The organism is Sphingomonas sp. (assembly GCF_032114135.1).
Lineage (GTDB): Bacteria > Pseudomonadota > Alphaproteobacteria > Sphingomonadales > Sphingomonadaceae > Sphingomonas.
This window is the reverse complement of the sequence record NZ_DAMCTA010000001.1, coordinates 621,984-640,630: the sequence shown is the minus strand read 5'-3', so window position 1 is coordinate 640,630 and position 18,647 is coordinate 621,984. Positions and strand designations below refer to the sequence as shown.

General features: G+C 67.3%; 19 protein-coding genes. 13 read left to right on the top strand and 6 right to left on the bottom strand.

Features of this window, described 5'->3' with window-relative positions; translation table 11 throughout:
* Positions 1-12: 12 nt before the first annotated feature.
* The 6 genes from RT655_RS03110 to RT655_RS03085 all read right to left on the bottom strand — a co-directional run bounded on the left by RT655_RS03110 (position 13) and on the right by RT655_RS03085 (position 7,480).
* Complete coding sequence (locus RT655_RS03110; RefSeq protein WP_313534925.1) at positions 13-1,362, bottom strand: FAD/NAD(P)-binding protein; 1,350 nt, start codon at positions 1,360-1,362, stop codon at positions 13-15.
* Between the two features lie 25 nt (positions 1,363-1,387).
* Positions 1,388-1,654, bottom strand: a complete 267-nt coding sequence (locus RT655_RS03105; RefSeq protein WP_010545163.1) for a DUF6356 family protein — start codon at positions 1,652-1,654, stop codon at positions 1,388-1,390.
* Positions 1,655-1,841: 187 nt separating this feature from the next.
* Positions 1,842-2,711 (bottom strand): NAD(P)-dependent oxidoreductase, encoded by an 870-nt coding sequence (locus RT655_RS03100; protein ID WP_313534924.1) that lies wholly within the window; start codon positions 2,709-2,711, stop codon positions 1,842-1,844.
* 58 nt (positions 2,712-2,769) lie between these two features.
* Positions 2,770-5,370 (bottom strand): bifunctional lysylphosphatidylglycerol flippase/synthetase MprF, encoded by a 2,601-nt coding sequence (mprF, locus tag RT655_RS03095; RefSeq protein WP_313534922.1) that lies wholly within the window; start codon positions 5,368-5,370, stop codon positions 2,770-2,772.
* 80 nt (positions 5,371-5,450) lie between these two features.
* Entirely contained in the window at positions 5,451-6,215 is a 765-nt protein-coding gene (locus tag RT655_RS03090) for an AcvB/VirJ family lysyl-phosphatidylglycerol hydrolase (protein WP_313534921.1), read from the bottom strand.
* Positions 6,216-6,397: 182 nt separating this feature from the next.
* Positions 6,398-7,480, bottom strand: a complete 1,083-nt coding sequence (locus RT655_RS03085) for a potassium channel family protein (protein ID WP_313534920.1) — start codon at positions 7,478-7,480, stop codon at positions 6,398-6,400.
* Positions 7,481-7,596: 116 nt separating this feature from the next.
* Here RT655_RS03085 and RT655_RS19975 point away from each other — a divergent pair, with 116 nt between their 5' ends.
* The 13 genes from RT655_RS19975 (at position 7,597) to RT655_RS03025 (ending at position 18,647) form a co-directional block, all read left to right on the top strand.
* Positions 7,597-7,938: a peptidoglycan-binding domain-containing protein gene (locus RT655_RS19975; protein WP_409530233.1), complete on the top strand. Its 342-nt coding sequence runs from the start codon at positions 7,597-7,599 to the stop codon at positions 7,936-7,938.
* Positions 7,914-8,588 carry a L,D-transpeptidase gene (locus RT655_RS03080; protein ID WP_409530232.1) on the top strand — a complete coding sequence of 225 codons (675 nt, stop codon included), beginning with the start codon at positions 7,914-7,916 and terminating at the stop codon, positions 8,586-8,588. The genes RT655_RS19975 and RT655_RS03080 overlap by 25 nt, the downstream gene beginning before the upstream one ends.
* A 4-nt stretch (positions 8,589-8,592) precedes the next feature.
* The gene (locus RT655_RS03075) at positions 8,593-9,174 is read left to right on the top strand and encodes a M23 family metallopeptidase (RefSeq protein WP_313534919.1); all 582 of its coding nucleotides are present in this window, start codon (positions 8,593-8,595) and stop codon (positions 9,172-9,174) included.
* 40 nt (positions 9,175-9,214) lie between these two features.
* On the top strand, positions 9,215-9,778 hold the full coding sequence (gene efp / locus RT655_RS03070) for an elongation factor P (RefSeq protein WP_313534918.1): 564 nt from the start codon (positions 9,215-9,217) through the stop codon (positions 9,776-9,778).
* A gap of 120 nt (positions 9,779-9,898) precedes the next feature.
* On the top strand, positions 9,899-10,714 hold the full coding sequence (locus RT655_RS03065) for an inositol monophosphatase family protein (RefSeq protein WP_313534917.1): 816 nt from the start codon (positions 9,899-9,901) through the stop codon (positions 10,712-10,714).
* A 127-nt stretch (positions 10,715-10,841) separates the two neighbouring features.
* Positions 10,842-13,310 (top strand): PAS domain-containing methyl-accepting chemotaxis protein, encoded by a 2,469-nt coding sequence (locus RT655_RS03060; RefSeq protein WP_313534916.1) that lies wholly within the window; start codon positions 10,842-10,844, stop codon positions 13,308-13,310.
* A gap of 8 nt (positions 13,311-13,318) precedes the next feature.
* On the top strand, positions 13,319-14,719 hold the full coding sequence (locus RT655_RS03055; RefSeq protein WP_313534915.1) for a chemotaxis protein CheW: 1,401 nt from the start codon (positions 13,319-13,321) through the stop codon (positions 14,717-14,719).
* Positions 14,720-14,848: 129 nt separating this feature from the next.
* Positions 14,849-15,223, top strand: a complete 375-nt coding sequence (locus RT655_RS03050) for an NADH-quinone oxidoreductase subunit A (protein WP_121076778.1) — start codon at positions 14,849-14,851, stop codon at positions 15,221-15,223.
* Complete coding sequence (locus RT655_RS03045) at positions 15,214-15,753, top strand: NuoB/complex I 20 kDa subunit family protein (RefSeq protein WP_064312156.1); 540 nt, start codon at positions 15,214-15,216, stop codon at positions 15,751-15,753. Before RT655_RS03050 ends, RT655_RS03045 begins: the two co-directional genes overlap by 10 nt.
* Positions 15,750-16,586, top strand: coding sequence for an NADH-quinone oxidoreductase subunit C (locus RT655_RS03040; RefSeq protein WP_313534914.1), 837 nt, complete (start codon positions 15,750-15,752; stop codon positions 16,584-16,586). Before RT655_RS03045 ends, RT655_RS03040 begins: the two co-directional genes overlap by 4 nt.
* Entirely contained in the window at positions 16,583-17,812 is a 1,230-nt protein-coding gene (locus tag RT655_RS03035) for an NADH-quinone oxidoreductase subunit D (protein WP_121076782.1), read from the top strand. The genes RT655_RS03040 and RT655_RS03035 overlap by 4 nt, the downstream gene beginning before the upstream one ends.
* Complete coding sequence (locus RT655_RS03030) at positions 17,812-18,480, top strand: NAD(P)H-dependent oxidoreductase subunit E (RefSeq protein ID WP_313534913.1); 669 nt, start codon at positions 17,812-17,814, stop codon at positions 18,478-18,480. Before RT655_RS03035 ends, RT655_RS03030 begins: the two co-directional genes overlap by 1 nt.
* Positions 18,474-18,647, top strand: a complete 174-nt coding sequence (locus RT655_RS03025; protein ID WP_313534912.1) for a hypothetical protein — start codon at positions 18,474-18,476, stop codon at positions 18,645-18,647. The genes RT655_RS03030 and RT655_RS03025 overlap by 7 nt, the downstream gene beginning before the upstream one ends.

Here is an 18,647-nt window from a genome sequence, read left to right as displayed (position 1 = left end):
GTTACCAGTTCGCTACAAGCCTTCGCCGCCGACCCAATGCGCGTTGGAGAGGCGGCGGGCGACCGCCCAGGTCTGGGTGCGGATGTCGGGCACCGCCACGATCTCCCAGAAGGCGCCGCGGGTCATCGGGCCGAGCGCGTAGAGATTGGCGTTGGCGCTGCCGTCGGCGGCGATGGTCTGGCCCTGGTTGTCGACGTCGATGCCGATATGCGCCGGATCGGGGCGGATCACGCCCCGCGCGGCGAGGCGCTGGAGGAGCGGCTCGCGGCTGCGCGCGAGGTCGCCGAGCGGGCCGGTGCAGTTGACGATGCGCTGCGCGAGGATCGTCTCGGACTCTTCCCGCCCGCGCGGGCGCAGCGTGACGGCGATGCCGTCCGGGCCTTCGAGGAAGCCCAATGTCTTGGCGGCTCGCACTTCCAGCTGGCCGCGATCGATCAGCGCCTGGAGCCGGGCATGGACCTCGGGGGCGAGGCGGTGGCGGTGGACGTCCCACCAGGGCCGCAGATGGCGGAGGAAGCGCGCGCGCTCGTCTTCGCTGGCATTGGCCCACATCGGCTGGGTGTAGGGGCGGAGTTCGTCGACCGCGTTGCGCCAGCCCACCTGCTCGGCCCGGTCGCGCACCGCGCGGACAAGCGCGGACGCCCTAGTCCGGGGGCGTTCGCGGAGCTTGTCCCAGTCCTGCCCGGGGCCATGCGGGCGGGGAAGCAGGCCGCGGCGCGACACCGCGACGATCTTGCCGCCGAAGCCACGCGCCTCCAGCAGCAGCGCCACGTCGACCATGGTGAGGCCGGTGCCGATCACCAGCACGGTATCGCTGTCGGAAAGACCCTCGGGGACGCTCGGGTCCCAGGGATCGCCCTTGTAGCGATCGGCGGAGAGCATGGCGGGGTCGAGGCCCGGCGGGTCGTGCGGGGGCAGGTTGCCGACCGCGAGCACCGCGGCATCGGCCTGCAGCGTGCCGTCCGACAGCTGGAGCGTCGCGCCGTCGGCGTCGAAGGCCACGTCTTCCACCTCGCCGCGGACGAGGCGCAGGCGGTCGGGATAGCGGGCCAGCGCCTCCTCCAGCATCTCGCGCAGATACTCGCCATAGACGCGGCGCGGCACGAAGCTGGTCGCGGCATGCTCCACCCCACGTGCTTCCAGCCAGCGGACGAGATGCGCCGGATCGTCCGGGAGCGCGCTCATGTTCGCGGCGCGGACGTTGAGCAAATGTGAGGGGTGGGCGGCGCCATAGGCGAGCCCGGTGCCCGCAACCGGGGCGCGCTCGATCAGCGTCGCGCGCGGGCCCTCGTGGCGGATGAGGTTGATCGCCTGGAGCGTGCCCGAAAAGCCCGCGCCGATGATGGCGACGTGTTCGATCATGGTTGCGGCTCCCCCGATGCCGGCGTCAGATTTCGTAGTCGAGCTGCCACTCGGGCTGGCGGAAGGCAGGCTGCTGCTCGGCAAAGGCGGGCTGGCGCGCCTTCATCTGGGCGTAGAGCCGCTTCACCGAATCGCTCGCGGTGCGGACGAACAGGAAGGGCAGCACCGCATGGACGATGCAGGCGGCGCCGCCGACCATCATCGTCACGCCGAACCGGGCCGCGGTGGCGGCATGCTCGCCATAGCTTTCGCCGACGCTGCGCGGATGGGCGAGGAAAAGCCGAGTGATCATATGGGAAATGTACGCGGGATCGGGGCGGGGGGGAAGGGCGTCCTGTCCCGATTCCTTCTCCCCTTGTGGGAGAGGACGTTCCCCTCCGGCTTGCGGGAGGGGTTAGGGGAGGGGCTGAAACTTCACGGCATTTCTTCCACGTCGATCCCTCCCCCGCCCCTCCCGCAGGCGGGAGGGGAGCGCAGGCTCACAGCTTGGCGATCGTCTCGGCGAGCGCGGTCACGTCGACGTCGCTGCCTTCGGTGGCGACGGTCTCGGTAAGGTGCGCGCGGACCAGATCGAGCAGCGGCAGTTTCGCGCCGACCGCTTCCGCCGCCTCGCCCGCGAGGCGCATGTCCTTGAGGCCCAGTGGCGCGGCGAAGCCGGCGGGGCGGTGGCGGCGTTCGGCGATCGGCGGACCATAGACCTTGTGGATCGCGCCGTCGAAGATCGTGCCGGAGAAAACCTCCAGCATCTTCGCGCGGTCGACGCCGCCCTTCTCGCCGAGCGACATTGCCTCGCCATAGGCTTCGACGGTGGCCATGATCATGAAGTTGCCGGCGAGCTTGACCAGGTTCGCGGCCGAGGGCGTGTCGCCCATCGGGAACGTGACGCGGCCGAGCGCCTCGAGGATCGGCGCGGCGGCCTCCATCGCTTCGGGATTGCCGGCGGCGACGATGGCGAGCTTGCCCTGCGCGGCGACCGGCGGGCGGCCGAAGACCGGCGCCGAGACGAAGTGGTGGCCCGCCTCGGCATGGCGCTCGGCGAGCGTGTCGGCCGTGGCGACGGCGATGGTGCTGTGCGAGAGGTGCAGCGCGCCGGGCGCCATGCCCGCGAGCACGCCGTCCGCGCCGTCAAGGATCGCGGTCAGCGCTGCATCGTCCGCCACCATGGTCAGCACGGCCTGCGCGCCATCGGCGGCTTCGCGCGGCGTGCGGGCGAGGCGGGCGCCGCGTGTCGTCAGCGGTTCGGCCTTGTCGGGCGAGCGGTTCCAGACGGTGAGCGTGTGCCCGGCATCGAGCAACGCGCCCGCCATGCCGATCCCCATCTGTCCGAGCCCGAGAAATGCGATGTCCATGCGTGTCTCCCTGGATTGCGGTGCAGCATGTGGGGTGCGGGCCAAAGAACCCAAGAGGCTATCCGCCGATCAGCACCGCCGCATCGATCAGCGCCCGCGGCACCGACACACCCGGCGTGGTGCCGATATAGCGCGGCACCCAAACAGGCCCGAACTTCTGCTTGAACGCGCGCAGCCCGGAAAAGCCGTAAAGCCGCTCGCCATGGCCATAGACCGCCGCGCCCAGCCGCGACCAGATCGGCGCCAGCGGGCCCGGCTTGAGGCCGGAGAGCGGCGCCATGCCGAGGTTGAAGCGTTGGAAGCCCTGCGCCGCGCCATATTGCAGCAGCCGTACGAACAGCAGGTCCATCGCGCCATAGGGCGTGTCCGGCCGGTGCCGCATCAGGTCGACCGAGATTTCCTCGCGGTTGGGCGTCTCCCACAAATTGGCGAAGGCGACGATCTCGCCCTCCAGTCGCAGCACGGCGCAAGCGAAGTGCGACAGATAGTCGGCGTCGAAGCGACCGAGGCTGAAGCGCTTCTCGGCGCCGGGTTTGTCCGCGAGCCAGGCATTGGAGACGCGCCGGAGTTCGGGCAGCGCCTCCGGGATTTGCGCAACCGGGATGACTTCGAACACGAGCCCTTCGCTGGTCGCGCGCTTGACCGAATAGCGCAGAGACTTGAACTGGCCGCCCTTGAGGTCATAGCCCTGGCGGAGATCGACCAGCGCCTCCTCGCCATATTTGAGCGGCTGGAGGCCGAGCTCGACGACCAGCGGCAACATCGCCGCGCTGACCTGGAACAGGCACAGCCGGCCCCGCGCGGCGTCGCAGCGGCGGCGGATCTCCCAGATCAGCTCGGACCAGGCCTCCTCCGGGCCGACGGGATCGCCCATCACCACCCAGGTGCGGCCCTGCACGCGGTACATCAGGAAAGCGTCCCCCGCGGTGGAGACGAGGAAGTCCTTGTCGCCGGTATAGGCGAGCATCGCATCGGCGCGGCTGGTGACGGCGATCGCGCGCGCTGCGACCTCGGGGTCGAGTGCGTGATGCTCGCGCACCCGGGGGGCTGCGGACATCAGCCGCCAGAAGGCCCAGCCGACCAGCAGGATCGTCGCGCCGAGCGTCGCGCGCAGGAAGCGGGGCGCGTTGCCGCGCCAGGCGAAGTCCCACCAAAGATCGTCGCTATAGGGCACGCGCTTGTAGGCGAAGAAGCCGGCCCAGGCGCTCAGCAGCACCGCGATCAGCGCCGCCGCCCACCACCAGCGCGCCACGGGTGCCGAGCCGATGCCGGCGCTGCGATAGAAGCCGGGGCGGGCATATTGGAGCAGGCCTGCGACGATCAGCAGCACCGTCGCTTCCTCCACATCGATGCCCTTCGCGAGCGAAAAGCCTGCGCCCGCGACCAGCAGCAACCGCGCGACGTAGAAGCCGCTCTTGAGCCGCGCCTGCACGGCGGGTGCGATCAGCAGCAGCGCGGTACCGACGAGGCTAGCGGCGAAGTGCGAACCTTCCACGAACGGCAGCGGCAGGATGTCGTGGAGTGGGTGCATCCGGCCATGCGCCGGCGGCAGCGCGCCCGAGACGAGCAGCACCAGCCCGCCGCCGAACACCAGCAACGCGAGCAGCGGCGGCACGAGCGCCTGACCGATCCGGTGCGCGACGCTCAGCCCCGCCGCGATCGGGTGGCGCAGCCGTCGTCCCTCGATGCCGACCAGCAGCCCGCCGGCGACCAATAGCGGGAGGAGATAATAGACCAGCCGGTAGAGCAGCAACGCGGCGAACAGGTCGCTCCGACCGATCGGGACAAGCGCGAGCATCACGGCTTCGAACACGCCGATCCCGCCCGGCACATGCGTGACCAGCGCGATCACGATGGCGAGCGCGTAGGCGAGGTAGAAGCTGCCGATCAGCGCCGGATCGGCATGGGGGATCAACACGAACAGCGCGCCCGAGGCGCAGGCGAGATCGAGCGCGGCGATGCCGATCTGGGCCGTCATCAGCGGCACCGGCGGCACCGGCGGCAGCGGCAGGCGCGCGGCGCCGAGGCCGAGCTCGGCCAGCCCGCGGGCGCGCAGGAGGAACAGCGCGGCGAAGGCAAGCAGCACGGCAAGCCCCGCACCATGGAGCACCGCCAGCGGCAGCGTCTGACCGAACAGCAGGAGCGGCTGCGGCGCGGCGAGCAGTGCGATCGCGGTCACCGCGAAGACGCCGCTCCAGAAGGTCGCGCCCGCGATCAGCGTGATGCGCGCGACATCGGCGAAGTCGAGCCCCGCCGCGGCATAGGCGCGCAGCCGTGCGCTGCCGCCGGTGAGCAGCGACAGGCCGAGATTATGGCTGATCGTATAGCTGGTGAACGAGGCGAGGGCCGCGGTCCGCCACGGCAGGCGCTGGCCGATCGCGCGTACCGCGAACCAGTCGTACAGCGTGAGCGCGAGATAGGAGGCGGTGGTGAGCGCAAGAGCTGCCGCGAACCGTGCCGGTTCGATTTGGTGCAACGCGTGCCGAACGTCGCGCAGATGCACTTCGGCGAGGATCGCGCGCACCGCCTCGAAGCCCAGGACGGCGAGCGCCAGCGTGACCAGGATCAGCAGCGGCCGTTGATAGCGCGCGAGCCAGGCTCGCGGACCGCGCACGCTCGACGGCGCTTCTTCCGGTGCCTCGGTCTCGGCGATCTCCATCCAACTCCCCCGACGGCGCCTTTGCCTTGCGCCGGTCCGCCTTTATCCGGGCAAGCCGCGTCGGGCAATCAACGGGGCGATCATGGCGCGGGCGCTTCCAGATGCGCGCCGAGCACCGGGGCGAGCGCCGCGAACACGGTGCGGACCAGCAGGTCATGGTCCATCCGCAGGAAATGGCCGCCGGGCAGGGTGATGCGGCGGACATTGGGCGCGAGCAGGGTGGGGCACAGGCTGTCGGTCTCGTCTTGCCCACGGATGCAGGTGACCGGCAGCCAGTCGAGCGACCGCGCCGCGGCGGCATCGGCATCGGGTGCGCCGACATAGGCGAAACCGAGCGGGTCGGCGCGGAAATAGGCGTCGGTGCCGGGCACGACGAGCACCAGCGCGACGACCTGGGCACGGAGCGCAGGCGGGAGCGAGGCCAAGGCCACCCGCGCCATGTCGGCGCCAAACGACTGGCCGATGACGATCACCTTTTCCGCGCCCGAGCGGCGCTGGGCTTCGCGGATCGCGTTGATCAGCAGCGCGCGCACCTCGGCATGGGTCTGGCGCCGGGCGAAGGCGGTCGAGCTCGCCACCGCGTAGACCGGCACCCCGGCCCCGGCGAGCGCTTCGACGACATAGGAGCCCATGCCGTAGCGAAGCCCCATGTCCCCCGACAGGAACACCGCGGCGACCGGTGCGGTGCCCGGCCGTTCGGGCATGCCGTAGAGGTGGACGGGATCGCGATCGAGGAAGCCGGCGCTCCAATAGACCCCGAAGGCGATCACGGCGAGCAGCGCGACAAGGGCGGCGACCCAGCGCTTCCAGGCGAGACGGCGGGTGCGGGGGGAGGGTGTCGCCATCGTTGCGCCTTATCGAGTGGAAGATGAAGGGGGGCTGAAGGGGCGGCGGGATATCTAGACCCTCCTCCTTGGACGAGGGGTTGGGGTGGGGGGATTCCAGAACGTTGGTTGGTCTCGGTGAGACACGGCCCACCCCAAACCCCTCCCCTGAAGGGGAGGGGCTTATGTGCCATCCCACCCCCTCAAAGCTTGTTCCGCCCGGCGCGGTTATCGGCCCGGGCGGTGAACAACGCCCGCGCGCCTGCGGCGACGTCGCGCATCACCACCACCGCCTTGTCGCCCGCCTCGAGCCGCTCGTCGCGGGCGGGGCGGGGGATCGAGCGACCGTCGGCGCGGTCGATCTGGACGAGGAATATGCTGCCCTCGGCGCGGCGCTCGGCCTCCTCGACGCTGAGCCCGGCCATGGACGAGCCCTTCGCGACCTCGATCAGCTCCACCTCCAGCCCCAGCGCGCCAAGCTCGCGCCGCAGCCGGGCGAGCTCGGCGTCGCCCTGGACGTGCTCGCGGTGCGGATAGAGGATCATCCGCGCCATCGCCTCGGCGCCGATATGGGTGGGGAAGACGACGCGGTCGGCGCCGGCATGGATCAGCTTGCGCTCGGTGGTCGGCGCCTCGCCGCGGGCGATGATCTCGAGTCCGGCATTGAGGTTGCGCGCGCTCAGCGTGATGAACACGTTCGCCGCGTCGTCGGGCAGGACGGTGGCAAGGGCGCGGGCGCGCTGGATGCCGGCGGCGATCAGTACCTCCTCCTCGGTCGCGTCGCCCGCCAGGGTGCACAGCCCCGCCGCCTCGGCCTCGGCGCGGCGTTCCGGGCCGCGCTCGATCACCACCACCGGCACCGCGGCGCGGGAGAGGTCGCGCGCGAGCATCACGCCGATCCGGCCATAGCCGCAGATCACGACATGGTCGGCGAGCTTGTGGATGCGGCTTTGCATGCGGGTTGCTCCGAAAATACTCTGCAATTGCAGCACGGTGAAGAACTGGACGAGCGCGCTGGTGAGCAGGATCATGCCGGTGCAGCCCAGCACCATCGTGCCCATGGTCAGCGCATGGAGATAGGGGGTGTCGATCGGGCGGACTTCGCCATAGCCGACGGTGTAAATGGTCAGCACGACCATGTAGCTCGCATCGGCGAAGCTCCACCCCGCCGCCATGTAGCCGATCGTCGCCAGCACCGCGACCGCGAGGACGAACAGCAGGATCGAGACGAGGTTGCGCACGGGCGAGCCGAGGACTTGTTCCGCGTCTGAAAGAATACCCCGCATTGCGTCGATAAGGGCATGGGAAACAGCGCTTGTCCATCGGGGTTTGCCCGCAGCGGCAACCGTAAGGGGCACCTGAACGTTGAGGGTGGATCAGGTTGAGGATCGGGAGAGGCTGCATGCGGAAATGGGTGTTCGGGATTGCCGCGTTCTTCGCTGCGCCGGCCTTGGCGCAAGCACCGAGCCCCAAGCCGCCGGTCGACCTCAACATCCTCCACGCGCAGGTGATCCTAGACCATCTCGGCTTCGGACCCGGCATTCTCGACGGGCGCTCGGGCCAATCGCTCACCGCGGCGGTACGCGGGCTGCAGGAATCGCGGGGACTGAAGGTGACCGGTGTGATCGACTCGCCGACGCTGGCGGTGCTGCACCAGTATCGCGCGCTGCGACCGGTGCGGACGCTGGCGATCGGCGCGACCACGATGCAGGGCCGTTCGTGGATCCGATCCCCAAGGACCTGACCGAGCAGGGCAAGCTCAAGTCGCTCGGCTATCGCAACCCGCTCGAGAAGTTGGCGGAGATGTTTCATACTACGTCTGAAGTTATCACCGCGCTGAACCCGGGCGTGACGACGATCAAGACCGGCACGATGCTGCGGCTGCCCAATGCGCTGCCGGGCTCGCGCGACTATCCCGCCGACTGGAAGCCCGAATGGCGCCAGACGCTGGGCATGCTCAATGTCGATCCCCGGCAGCCCCAGGCGGACCATATCGTCGTCGACAAGTCCGAGGGCGTGCTGAAGGTCTATGGCACCGGCAACCGGTTGGTCGCGCAGTTCAGCGCAACGATGGGCAGCGAACATGATCCGCTGCCCATCGGGCGCTGGAAAATCAATGGTGTGGATAGCAATCCCAAGTTTCATTATAACCCGAAGCTGTTCTGGGATGCGAAGAAGGGCGATGATCCGGCGATGCTGCCGCCGGGGCCGAACGGTCCGGTCGGCGTGGTATGGATCGACCTGTCCAAGGAGCATTACGGCATCCATGGCACCCCCGAGCCGCAGACGATCGGCCGCACCGAAAGTCATGGCTGCATCCGCCTGACCAACTGGGATGCCGCCCGGGTCGCGCTGATGGTCAAGCCGGGCACCCCGGCGATCTTCCAGGACTAACCGCGTGCGGCGGTTCGGCCTGGTCGCGGGTCTGGTGGTGGTGGCGCTGCTTGCGCTGCTGGTGTCGCGCGTACGGTTCCTGCCCGCGGGGCAAGCCCCGCGCGTCCAGGCGGTGGCGCCGAAACCCGCGGCTGCACCGCCAGCGTCCTCGGGGCTGGTCATCCCGGTGCAGGGCATCCCGGCCGCGGCGCTTCACAGCAACTGGGGCGAGCCGCGCGGCGACGGCACCCGCGAGCATCATGCGATCGACATCCTCGCGCCCAAGGGCACGCCGGTGCTCGCCGCCACGTCGGGCACGGTCGAGAAGCAGTTCGAGAGCGAACTTGGTGGGCACACGCTCTATGTGCGTACGCCCGATGGTGCGATGGTGACCTATTACGCGCACCTTGATACGATCGGCGTGCCCGAAGGGGCCGCCGTGCACCGGGGCCAGCCGATCGCTACCGTGGGGGATAGCGGCAGCGCCGATGGCGGCGCCCCGCACCTCCATTTCGAGGTCAAGCGCATGGCCCCCGGCGAGGGCTGGTGGCAGGGCGCCAACGTCGATCCCTATCCCCTGCTTGCGGGAAAGCCCGCCGGGAGCTAAAGGGCCCGGCTCAGCTCTTTCTCAACAACAGGCACGATCCATGAAGATCAGCGGCGTGGACATCCGTCCCGGCAACATCATCGAATATGAGGGCGGCATCTGGCGCGCCGTCAAGATTCAGCACACCCAGCCCGGCAAGGGCGGTGCCTATATGCAGGTCGAACTCAAGAACCTGCGCGACGGCCGCAAGAACAACGTCCGCTTCCGCTCGGCCGAGACCGTGGAGCGCGTGCGCCTCGACACCAAGGATTTCCAGTTCCTGTATCCGGAAGGCGACATGCTCGTGTTCATGGACAAGGAAACCTACGACCAGACCACGCTGCCGCGGGACCTGCTCGGCGATGCCGCCGCCTTCCTGCAGGACGGCATGGACGTGGTGATGGAACTCTATGACGAAGAGGCGATCAGCGTCCAGCTGCCCGACACGATCGAAGCGACGATCGTCGAGGCCGACGCGGTGGTGAAGGGCCAGACGGCTTCCTCCTCGTACAAGCCGGCCGTGCTCGACAACGGCGTGCGCGTGATGGTGCCGCCGCATATCGGCAGCGGCACGCGCATCGTCGTCGACGTGTACGAGCAGACCTACGTCCGCCGCGCGGACTGATCTGCCGGCTTCGGCCGAACACATTGAAGGGAAGGGGACGGCAGGCCTGCGTCCCCTTTTCCCGTTTTCGGGTCAGGCCTTGGTTAGTCCCCCGCAGCAGCGGCAGGGAGAGAGATTGATATGGCAGCCTTTTCCGGCCTTCTCACCGTCATGGACCGTGCCGCACGCAAGGCGGCGCCCCGTCTGCGTCGCGACTTCAACGAGGTCACGCACCTGCAGGTCAGCCGCAAGGGCCCGGCCGATTTCGTGAGCATGGCCGACAAGCGCGCCGAGCAGACGCTGATCGAGGAACTGCGCAAGGCGCGTCCCGACTGGCGAATCCTCGCCGAAGAGAGTGGCGAGCTGCCGGGCGATCCGGACAAGCCGCGCTTCATCGTCGATCCGCTCGACGGCACCACCAACTTCCTCCACGGCATTCCGCATTTCGCGATCGTCATCGCGGTCGAGGATCCGAACGGTGCGCAGGGCAAGCCCGAGATCACCCACGGGCTGGTCTACCAGCCGCTGACCGACGAGAGCTTCTGGGCCGAGAAGGGCCGCGGCGCTTGGCTGCAGGACCAGCGGCTGCGCGTCTCGGCACGCCGCGACCTCTCGGACTCGCTGATCGCGACGGGCATCCCGTTCATGGGCCATGGCAATTTCGCCGAGTGGAGCCGCATCTTCGGTGCGGTGGCACCTGAAGTGGCAGGCATCCGCCGCCTGGGCTCAGCCGCCCTCGATCTCGCCTGGGTCGCTGCGGGCCGCTTCGACGGCTATTGGGAATCGGACCTGAAGCCCTGGGACGTCGCGGCGGGCATGCTGCTGGTCAAGGAAGCCGGTGGCTTCGTCACCGATTATCGCGGCCAGGACATGGCGATGCAGCGCAACCAGTTCCTCGCCGCCAATGACGGCCTGCACTCGAAGCTCCACAAGCTGATCGCTAACGCGCTGCGCTGAGGCATTCCGTACGACTACGGAGCCGGGAAATACGCTATGTTTCCCGGCCCTTTCCGGCCACTTGCGCCCTATAAGTTCCTTAAAACGCTTTCGGCTATCCAGTCGGGCGAGTTGGGACGAGTGGCGCATGAACATGGAAGTGACGGGCCTGGGCAAGGGACGGGGCGGCGCGCAGGCGGATGAGGAATTCAGTCATGCAGTTGGAGCGGTACTCGACCGGCTCTATACGGTCGCCGAATTCAGCCCCGACGGCACCCTGACGCGTGCGAACCAGCACTTCCTCGATGCGATGGGTTGCCTCCTCGAAACCGTGATCGGGCAGCATCACCGCTTCTTCTGCGACCCACAACGCGCCGCAAGCCCCGAGTACGAAGCCTTCTGGGAGCGGTTGCGCGCCGGTGAGACGATCGAGGAGACCGAGCGTCGCAACGGCTGCGACGGCAAGGACGCCTGGCTCGCCGGCTATTACGCACCGGTGCTCGACGACAAGGGCAAGGTCAAGAACATCATCCTCATCGCTCGTGACGTGCGCGCCGCGAAGATGGAGGCCGCGCTCAACAGCAATACGCTCAAGGCCTTCAGCCGCGGGACGGCGATGATCGAATTCGATCTTGCCGGCAGGGTGCTCAGCGCCAATGAAAATTTCTGCACATTGATGGGCTACAAGGCCGAGGAGATCGTCGGCCAGCAGCATCGCATCTTCTGCACGGAGGACCATGCGCGCTCGCCCGCCTATCGTCAGTTCTGGGAGCGCCTGGGTCGCGGCGAGTTTGACGGCGGGCTGTACAAGCGCGTCGCGAAGGACGGCAGCGATCGCTGGATCCAGGCGACCTACAGCCCCATCCTCGATCACCAGGGCCTACCGGTGAAGGTCGTCAAATTCGCGATGGACGTGACCAAGCAGCAGGTCGAGAGCGCGGAAGCCGCGGGCAAGCTGGCCGCGATCGATCGCTCCACCGCGGTGATCGAATTCGATACCAACGGCTATGTCATCGCGGCGAACGAGATGTTCCTGCAGACGATGGGCTATGAGCGCGGCGAACTGATCGGCAAGCACCACCGCACCTGCTGCGATCCCGACTTCGTGAAGACCGAGGACTACAATAATTTCTGGCGGGCGCTGGCGGCCGGCGAATATCAGGCGGGCATCTTCCCGCGGATCGGCAAGGACAGTCGCCGGGTCTGGATCCGCGCGACCTACAACCCGATCGTCGATGCCGACGGCAAGCTGATCAAGGTGGTGAAATACGCCTATGACATCACCGAGCAGAAGCAGCGCGCTGCCGATGCCGAGGGCAAGGTCGCCGCGATCAGCCGCGCGCAGGCGGTGATCGAGTTCACCCCGGAAGGCATGGTGCTCGAGGCAAACGATAATTTCCTGAGCGCTACGGGCTATCGCCGTGAGGATGTGGTGGGCAAGCATCACCGGATGTTCTGCGATGCCGAACTGGTCAATTCGCAGGAATATGCGCGATTCTGGGCCGATCTGGCGCATGGCGAATATGTCGCCGGGGAGTTCCGCCGCCGCAACAAGAACGGCGAGGAGATCTGGCTGAATGCGACCTACAACCCGATTTTCGACGGGCTGGGCAATGTGGTGAAGGTGGTCAAGTTCGCCACCAACATCACCGAACGCAAGAAGGCCGCGATCGAAGGCAAGAGCCGTGCTCAGGCGGTCGACCGCAGCCTCGCCACCATCGAGTTCAGCCTCGACGGCGAAATCCTGACCGCGAACGAGAATTTCCTGTCGACGATGGGCTACACGCTGCGCGAGATCCAGGGGCGCCATCACTCGATGTTCGTCGATCCGCAGCACCTCAAGTCGAAGGAATATGGCGACTTCTGGCGCGCGCTCGGCCGCGGCGAGGGCCAGTCCGGGCGTTTCCACCGGATCGGCAAATATGATCGCGACGTGTTCATCCAGGCGAGCTACTCCCCGGTGTTCGACCTGCAGGGCAACCCGTCGCGGGTGATCAAATACGCCTATGACGTCACCGATCAGGTGATGCTGGAGCGCAAGATCGCCGCGAAGACCGAGCAGATGCAGGGCGTCGTCGGCGACCTTTCCGACGCGATCAAGACGATCAGCGACGGCGCGGCGAGCGCGACCGGGCTCGCCAGCGAGACGCAGGCGGCGGCGGACCGCGGCACCAGCGCGATCGAAGGTACGATCGAGTCGATGGAGCTGATGGCGGCGTCGTCCAAGAAGATCGCCAGCATCGTCGACGTGATCGGCGATCTTGCGGGCCAGACCAATTTGCTCGCCTTCAACGCCGCGATCGAAGCGGCGCGTGCCGGCGAGCACGGCGTCGGCTTCTCGATCGTCGCCGAGGAGGTGCGCAAGCTTGCCGAGCGCAGCGCCTCCGCCGCAGAGGAAATCAACCGCCTCATCGGCGAATCGAGCGAGCGGGTGGCGCAAGGCACCGATCGGTCGCGTTCGGCGCGCAATGCGTTCGAGGCGATCGCCGGCTGTGTCGAAAAGACCACCGGCGCAATCTCGGGCATCGCCCAGTCGGTCGGCGCGCAGCGCGAGACCTCGCGCCAGGTCGTGGCGATGATCGACGAACTCGCGACCTCCACCCACGGCAAGATCTGAGCGGGATCATGGGGACCGAGCTCACCGCACCGGTGGGAGAGGCGGGGCGGCGCCATATCGACGTCGGGCTGCTCCAGCTGTGCGGTATCGAACTGGCGGTGCCGGTGGACTGGGTGCGCGAAGTCGTGCCCTGCCCGATCGCGATGGGGCCGTGCTTCGGCAGCCATCCGGCGCTGATCGGCTCGATCGGGGTGCGCGGCGACGTCATCCCGGTGGTCGACGTCACCGTGCTGCTGGGCTTTGGCGAGCGCACCGGGCGGGGCGGCACGATCGTGGTGCTGCGCAAGGACGACGTGCTGCTGGGCCTCAGGATCGATACCGTCTCCGGCCTGTATCGCATCCCCGTGTCGTCGGTGCGCGAACTGGTCGACTCCGGCGGCGCGGCGCGGCTGGTCGATCGGGCCTTTGCGCGCGAGGCGAATCTCGTCGGCATTCTCGACCCCGATGCGCTGTTCGCGATGCCCGGCCTTCCGCTCGTGCGCTGCCACGTGCTCGAGGCAGACAGTGCCGCGCTCGCACGCGCACGTCCGTTCGTGCTGGTGACCGTGGCCGGGGTCGACATCGCGATCGACAGCCATCTGGTGGAAAGCACCGCGCCCGCGATCAGCTTGCGCCGCTGTGCCGTTCCCGCGCCCGGCTGGGCGCGCAACGTCAATTATCTCGGCCGCGAGGTGCGTGTCTTCGATCAACTCGCCACGCTGGGACTCGACGGCGCGACTCCGGAAGAATCGCTGGGACCGGTGATCCTGCTGCGGATCGCACCGGATAAGCTGGTAGGCTGGCATGTCGAGAGCGTGCGCAGCGTCGCTCGCATTCCGGACGACAAGTTCGGCCCGGTGCCGGCCGGGCTAGCACAGCGCAGCGCGCTGTTCGCGGGGATCGCCACCGATCCCGCCGGCGGCCAGAATCTCGTGCTCGACAGCGCGGCGGTGTGCGCTGATCCGGCGATCAAGGCGATGGCCGCGCTGTGTCGCGCGCCGGCCCAGACCGATGACCGGGTGAGCCGCGCCACCCGAGAAGGGGCCGCCTCCAACAACGCCTTCCTGATCTACGATACCGGCGCGCGGCTGCTCGCCACCCCGCTGGACGCGATCCGTGAGGTCGTGCCGTTTCGCGGGCTTTCCTCGCGAGTCGAGGATTATTCCGGGCTGTGCGGGCTGACCGATCATCGCGGTGCGCCGATATCTGTCTACGGCGTCGAGCCGGGCGTCCAGCCCGACCAGGCCAAGCTGCTGATCATCGCGCGGGACCGGGAAGGGGAGGGCGCACGCGGCTTCCTCGCGCAGCGACTGGCGACGATCATCAACGCCCCGGCGCTCCCTGTACCAGGGGGTAGTCCGGGCGCCCGTTTCGTTCCGGCAACGATCGACGGCACTGCGCATTCCATCCGGATTCATACGCTTGGCTAGGGCTGCGCTGAAGCCATTCAGCGCAGCGTAATAATTGCGAATGATTCTCACCGGTTCCAGGCCTTGCCGCACCGGGATCATGGTCCTAGAAGCCGCTCAAGATTCCGCAGTCGCGAGAAGAGAAGGCCATTGGTCGACCTGTCACAATATCTGCCGATCCTGATATTCCTTGGGATCGCCCTGTTGCTCTCGGGCACGTTCGTGTTCCTGCCGATGCTCGTCTCGCGCCTGACCGGCACGAACAAGCCGTCGCCGGAAAAGCTCACCGAATATGAGTGCGGCTTCCCCGCCTTCGAGGATTCGCGCAGCCAGTTCGACGTGCGCTTCTACCTCGTCGCGATCCTGTTCATCGTGTTCGATCTGGAAGCGGCGTTCCTGTATCCGTGGGCGGTGAGCGTGTTCAAGCTCGGCTGGACCGCCTGGATTTCGATGATGATCTTTGTCGCCGAGCTGGCGCTCGGCCTAATCTATGCGTGGAAGAAGGGAGCCCTGGAATGGGAGTAGAGCTTTCGTCGGCGCCCCCGGCCGGTACGCTCCCGGACGTCGGCTTCCTGAACGACATCAATGCCGAGATCTCGGACAAGGGTTTCCTGGTCACCTCCACCGAGGAGCTGTTCCAGTGGGCCCGTACCGGCTCGCTGTGGTGGATGACCTTCGGCCTGGCCTGCTGCGCGGTGGAGATGATCCACGTCAACATGCCGCGCTACGACATGGAGCGCTTCGGCGCCGCCCCGCGCGCGTCGCCGCGTCAGTCGGACGTGATGATCGTCGCGGGCACGCTGTGCAACAAGATGGCCCCGGCACTGCGCCGGGTCTATGACCAGATGTCGGAACCCAAGTACGTGATTTCGATGGGCAGCTGCGCCAATGGCGGCGGCTATTACCACTATAGCTACAGCGTCGTGCGCGGTTGCGATCGCGTGGTGCCCGTGGACATCTACGTCCCCGGCTGCCCGCCGACCGCCGAGGCGCTGCTCTACGGCGTGATGCAGCTGCAGCGGAAGATCCGCCGCATCGGGAGCCTGGACCGGTGAGGGCGCCGGCTCCCCGCTATGCCGCCAACGACGGCGTGATCGAGGCGGCCAAGGCCGCGCTCGGCGACATGCTGGTCGAGGCGAAGGATGCCGTGGGCGAGGTGTCGCTCACCGTCGTCCGCGAGACGCTGTGCGACGCGATGATCGCGCTGCGCGACACACCGGGCCTGGAATACCAGCAGCTCAGCGAGATCGCCGGCGTCGACTATCCGCAGCGCGCCGAGCGCTTCGATGTCGTCTACCAGCTGCTGTCGTTCACCCGGAACCACCGCATCCGCGTCCGCGTCACCACCGACGAGGAAAAGCCGGTGCCGAGCGTGACCGACATCTGGCCGGTCGCCGGCTGGCTTGAGCGCGAGACGTACGACATGTACGGCGTGCTGTTCTCGGGCAATGACGACCTCCGCCGCATCCTGACCGATTACGGTTTCCAGGGGCATCCGCTGCGCAAGGACTTCCCGATGACCGGGTATGTCGAAGTGCGCTATTCGGAAGAGGCGAAGCGCGTGGTCTATGAGCCGGTCAACCTGGCCCAGGACTTCCGCAACTTCGACTTCATGAGCCCGTGGGAAGGCGCCAAGTACGTCCTCCCCGGTGACGAGAAGGCTGCACAGCCGGAAGCCAAGGGTGCACCGACCCCGGCCAAGGCCGACGAGGTCGTCAAGGCCGACACCGCTGCCGCCAAGAGCGAGCCGGCGCAGGGCAAGGACACCAAGACCACCGAAAGCCCGGCCCAGACCGGCGCCGGTCAGCCGCACCCGGGCAACCAGCCCGGCGAGAAGCCCAAGGATCCGGACGTCGTCCCGACCAAGGGCGAAGGGCAGAACAAATGAGCGATACCGTCGACAAGATCATGGAACGCGATATCGACCCGGCGACGGGCGATACCTCGATCGCGAACTACACGATCAACTTCGGCCCGCAGCATCCCGCGGCGCACGGCGTGCTCCGTCTCGTCACCGAACTGGACGGCGAGATCATCGAGCGCATCGATCCGCATGTCGGCCTGCTTCACCGCGGCACCGAGAAGCTGATCGAGTACAAGACCTACACCCAGGCGCTGCCGTATTTCGACCGCTTCGATTACTGCTCGCCGCTGGCGATGGAGCACAGCTATGTGCTCGCGGTCGAGAAGCTGCTCGATCTCGAGGTGCCGCTGCGCGGCCAGTATCTGCGCGTGCTGTTCGCCGAGCTGACCCGCATCTGCAACCACATGCTGAACCTCGGTTCGCACGTCATGGACGTCGGCGCGATGACGCCGAACCTGTGGATGTTCGAGATCCGCGAGGATTGCCTGAATTTCTTCGAGCGGGCTTCGGGTGCGCGCATGCACTCGAACTATTACCGCGTCGGCGGGGTTCGCCAGGACGTGCCGGTCAAGCTGCTGAACGACATTGCGGAGTGGCTCGACACGCGCCTGCCGCGCCTGTTCGGCGACGCGATCAGCCTGGTCGCCGAGAACCGCATCTTCAAGCAGCGCAACGTCGACATCGCGACGGTGAGCCGCGAGGACGCGATCAAGTGGGGCTTCTCCGGCCCGATGATCCGCGCCGCCGGTATCCCTTGGGATATCCGCCGTTCGCAGCCGTACGACGTGTACGACCGCGTCGACTTCGAGATCCCGGTCGGCACCCGCGGCGATTGCTATGATCGCTTCATGGTTCGCGTCGAGGAAGTCTACCAGTCGGCCCGCATCATCAAGCAGTGCATCCAGGACATGCCGGAAGGCCCGGTCCTGACGCTCGACCGCAAGGTCGGTGCGCCGAAGCGCGGCGAGATGAAGCAGTCGATGGAAGCGCTGATCCATCACTTCAAGCTCTTCACCGAAGGCTATCACGTGCCGGCGGGCGAAGTGTATGTCGCGACCGAAAGCCCCAAGGGCGAGTTCGGCGTGTATCTGGTGTCCGACGGCACCAACAAACCCTATCGCTGCAAGGTGCGCCCGACCGCGTTCAGCCACCTGCAGGCGATGGACTTCATGTCCAAGGGGCACATGCTGGCGGACATCACCGCCATCCTGGGCGCCATGGATATCGTTTTCGGTGAATGTGACCGCTGATGGCTGACGCTCCCCAACTCCCCGACGAAGCCGAAGTGCGCGCGCGCTGGGGCAATTTCGCCTGGACGCCGGCCAATGCCGAGAAGGCGCGCGAGATCATGGGCCGCTATCCGGCGGGCCGCCAGATGTCGTGCACCATCCCGTTCCTCGATCTGGCGCAGCGCCAGGTGGGTGCCGAGACGAACACCCAGGGCTGGCTGCCGGTTCCGGTGATCGAGTTCGTCGCCCGCCAGCTCGACATGCCGTACATCCGCGTGTTCGAGGTCGCGACCTTCTACACCATGTTCAACCTGGTGCCGGTCGGCCGCTACCATGTGCAGGTCTGCGGCACGACGCCGTGCATGCTGCGTGGGAGCGACGACGTGATGGCCGCGTGCAAGTCGCGCGGGCTGAAGAAGGGCCACACCACCGCGGACGGGCTGTTCACGCTGACCGAGGTCGAGTGCATGGGCAATTGCTCGTCGGCACCGATGGTGCAGATCAACGACGACAATTTCGAAGATCTCGACTATGATCGCACGCTCGCGATCCTCGACGCGCTGGCCAAGGGCGAGAGCCCCAAGACCGGCACGCAGGAGCCGGGCCGCCACACCGTCGAGCCGCTGGGCGGACCGACGACGCTCACCGCGATGGTCAATGAGAACCATGACTATCGGGGCGAATGGTGATGCGGGGCAACAGCCTCATCGTCACCATCCTGGCCATCATCGGCGGCATCGTCGTGCTCGGCTGGGTGCTCAAGCTTGCATTTAACTTGATCGGGACGCTCGTCCTGATCGGTCTGGCCGTAGTCTTCTATCTGTTCGTACAGAAGCTGGTCGGGAAGGGACGCTAA

Bases quoted from the DNA above. Each gene is read 5' to 3' on its own strand.
- RT655_RS03110 (WP_313534925.1), bottom strand. From the start codon at position 1,362: ATGATCGAACACGTCGCCATCATCGGCGCGGGCTTTTCGGGCACGCTC.
- RT655_RS03105 (WP_010545163.1), bottom strand. From the start codon at position 1,654: ATGATCACTCGGCTTTTCCTCGCCCATCCGCGCAGCGTCGGCGAAAGC.
- RT655_RS03100 (WP_313534924.1), bottom strand. From the start codon at position 2,711: ATGGACATCGCATTTCTCGGGCTCGGACAGATGGGGATCGGCATGGCG.
- mprF (WP_313534922.1), bottom strand. From the start codon at position 5,370: ATGGAGATCGCCGAGACCGAGGCACCGGAAGAAGCGCCGTCGAGCGTG.
- RT655_RS03090 (WP_313534921.1), bottom strand. From the start codon at position 6,215: ATGGCGACACCCTCCCCCCGCACCCGCCGTCTCGCCTGGAAGCGCTGG.
- RT655_RS03085 (WP_313534920.1), bottom strand. From the start codon at position 7,480: ATGCGGGGTATTCTTTCAGACGCGGAACAAGTCCTCGGCTCGCCCGTG.
- RT655_RS19975 (WP_409530233.1), top strand. From the start codon at position 7,597: ATGCGGAAATGGGTGTTCGGGATTGCCGCGTTCTTCGCTGCGCCGGCC.
- efp (WP_313534918.1), top strand. From the start codon at position 9,215: ATGAAGATCAGCGGCGTGGACATCCGTCCCGGCAACATCATCGAATAT.
- RT655_RS03065 (WP_313534917.1), top strand. From the start codon at position 9,899: ATGGCAGCCTTTTCCGGCCTTCTCACCGTCATGGACCGTGCCGCACGC.
- RT655_RS03060 (WP_313534916.1), top strand. From the start codon at position 10,842: ATGAACATGGAAGTGACGGGCCTGGGCAAGGGACGGGGCGGCGCGCAG.
- RT655_RS03055 (WP_313534915.1), top strand. From the start codon at position 13,319: ATGGGGACCGAGCTCACCGCACCGGTGGGAGAGGCGGGGCGGCGCCAT.
- RT655_RS03045 (WP_064312156.1), top strand. From the start codon at position 15,214: ATGGGAGTAGAGCTTTCGTCGGCGCCCCCGGCCGGTACGCTCCCGGAC.
- RT655_RS03035 (WP_121076782.1), top strand. From the start codon at position 16,583: ATGAGCGATACCGTCGACAAGATCATGGAACGCGATATCGACCCGGCG.
- RT655_RS03030 (WP_313534913.1), top strand. From the start codon at position 17,812: ATGGCTGACGCTCCCCAACTCCCCGACGAAGCCGAAGTGCGCGCGCGC.
- RT655_RS03025 (WP_313534912.1), top strand. From the start codon at position 18,474: ATGGTGATGCGGGGCAACAGCCTCATCGTCACCATCCTGGCCATCATC.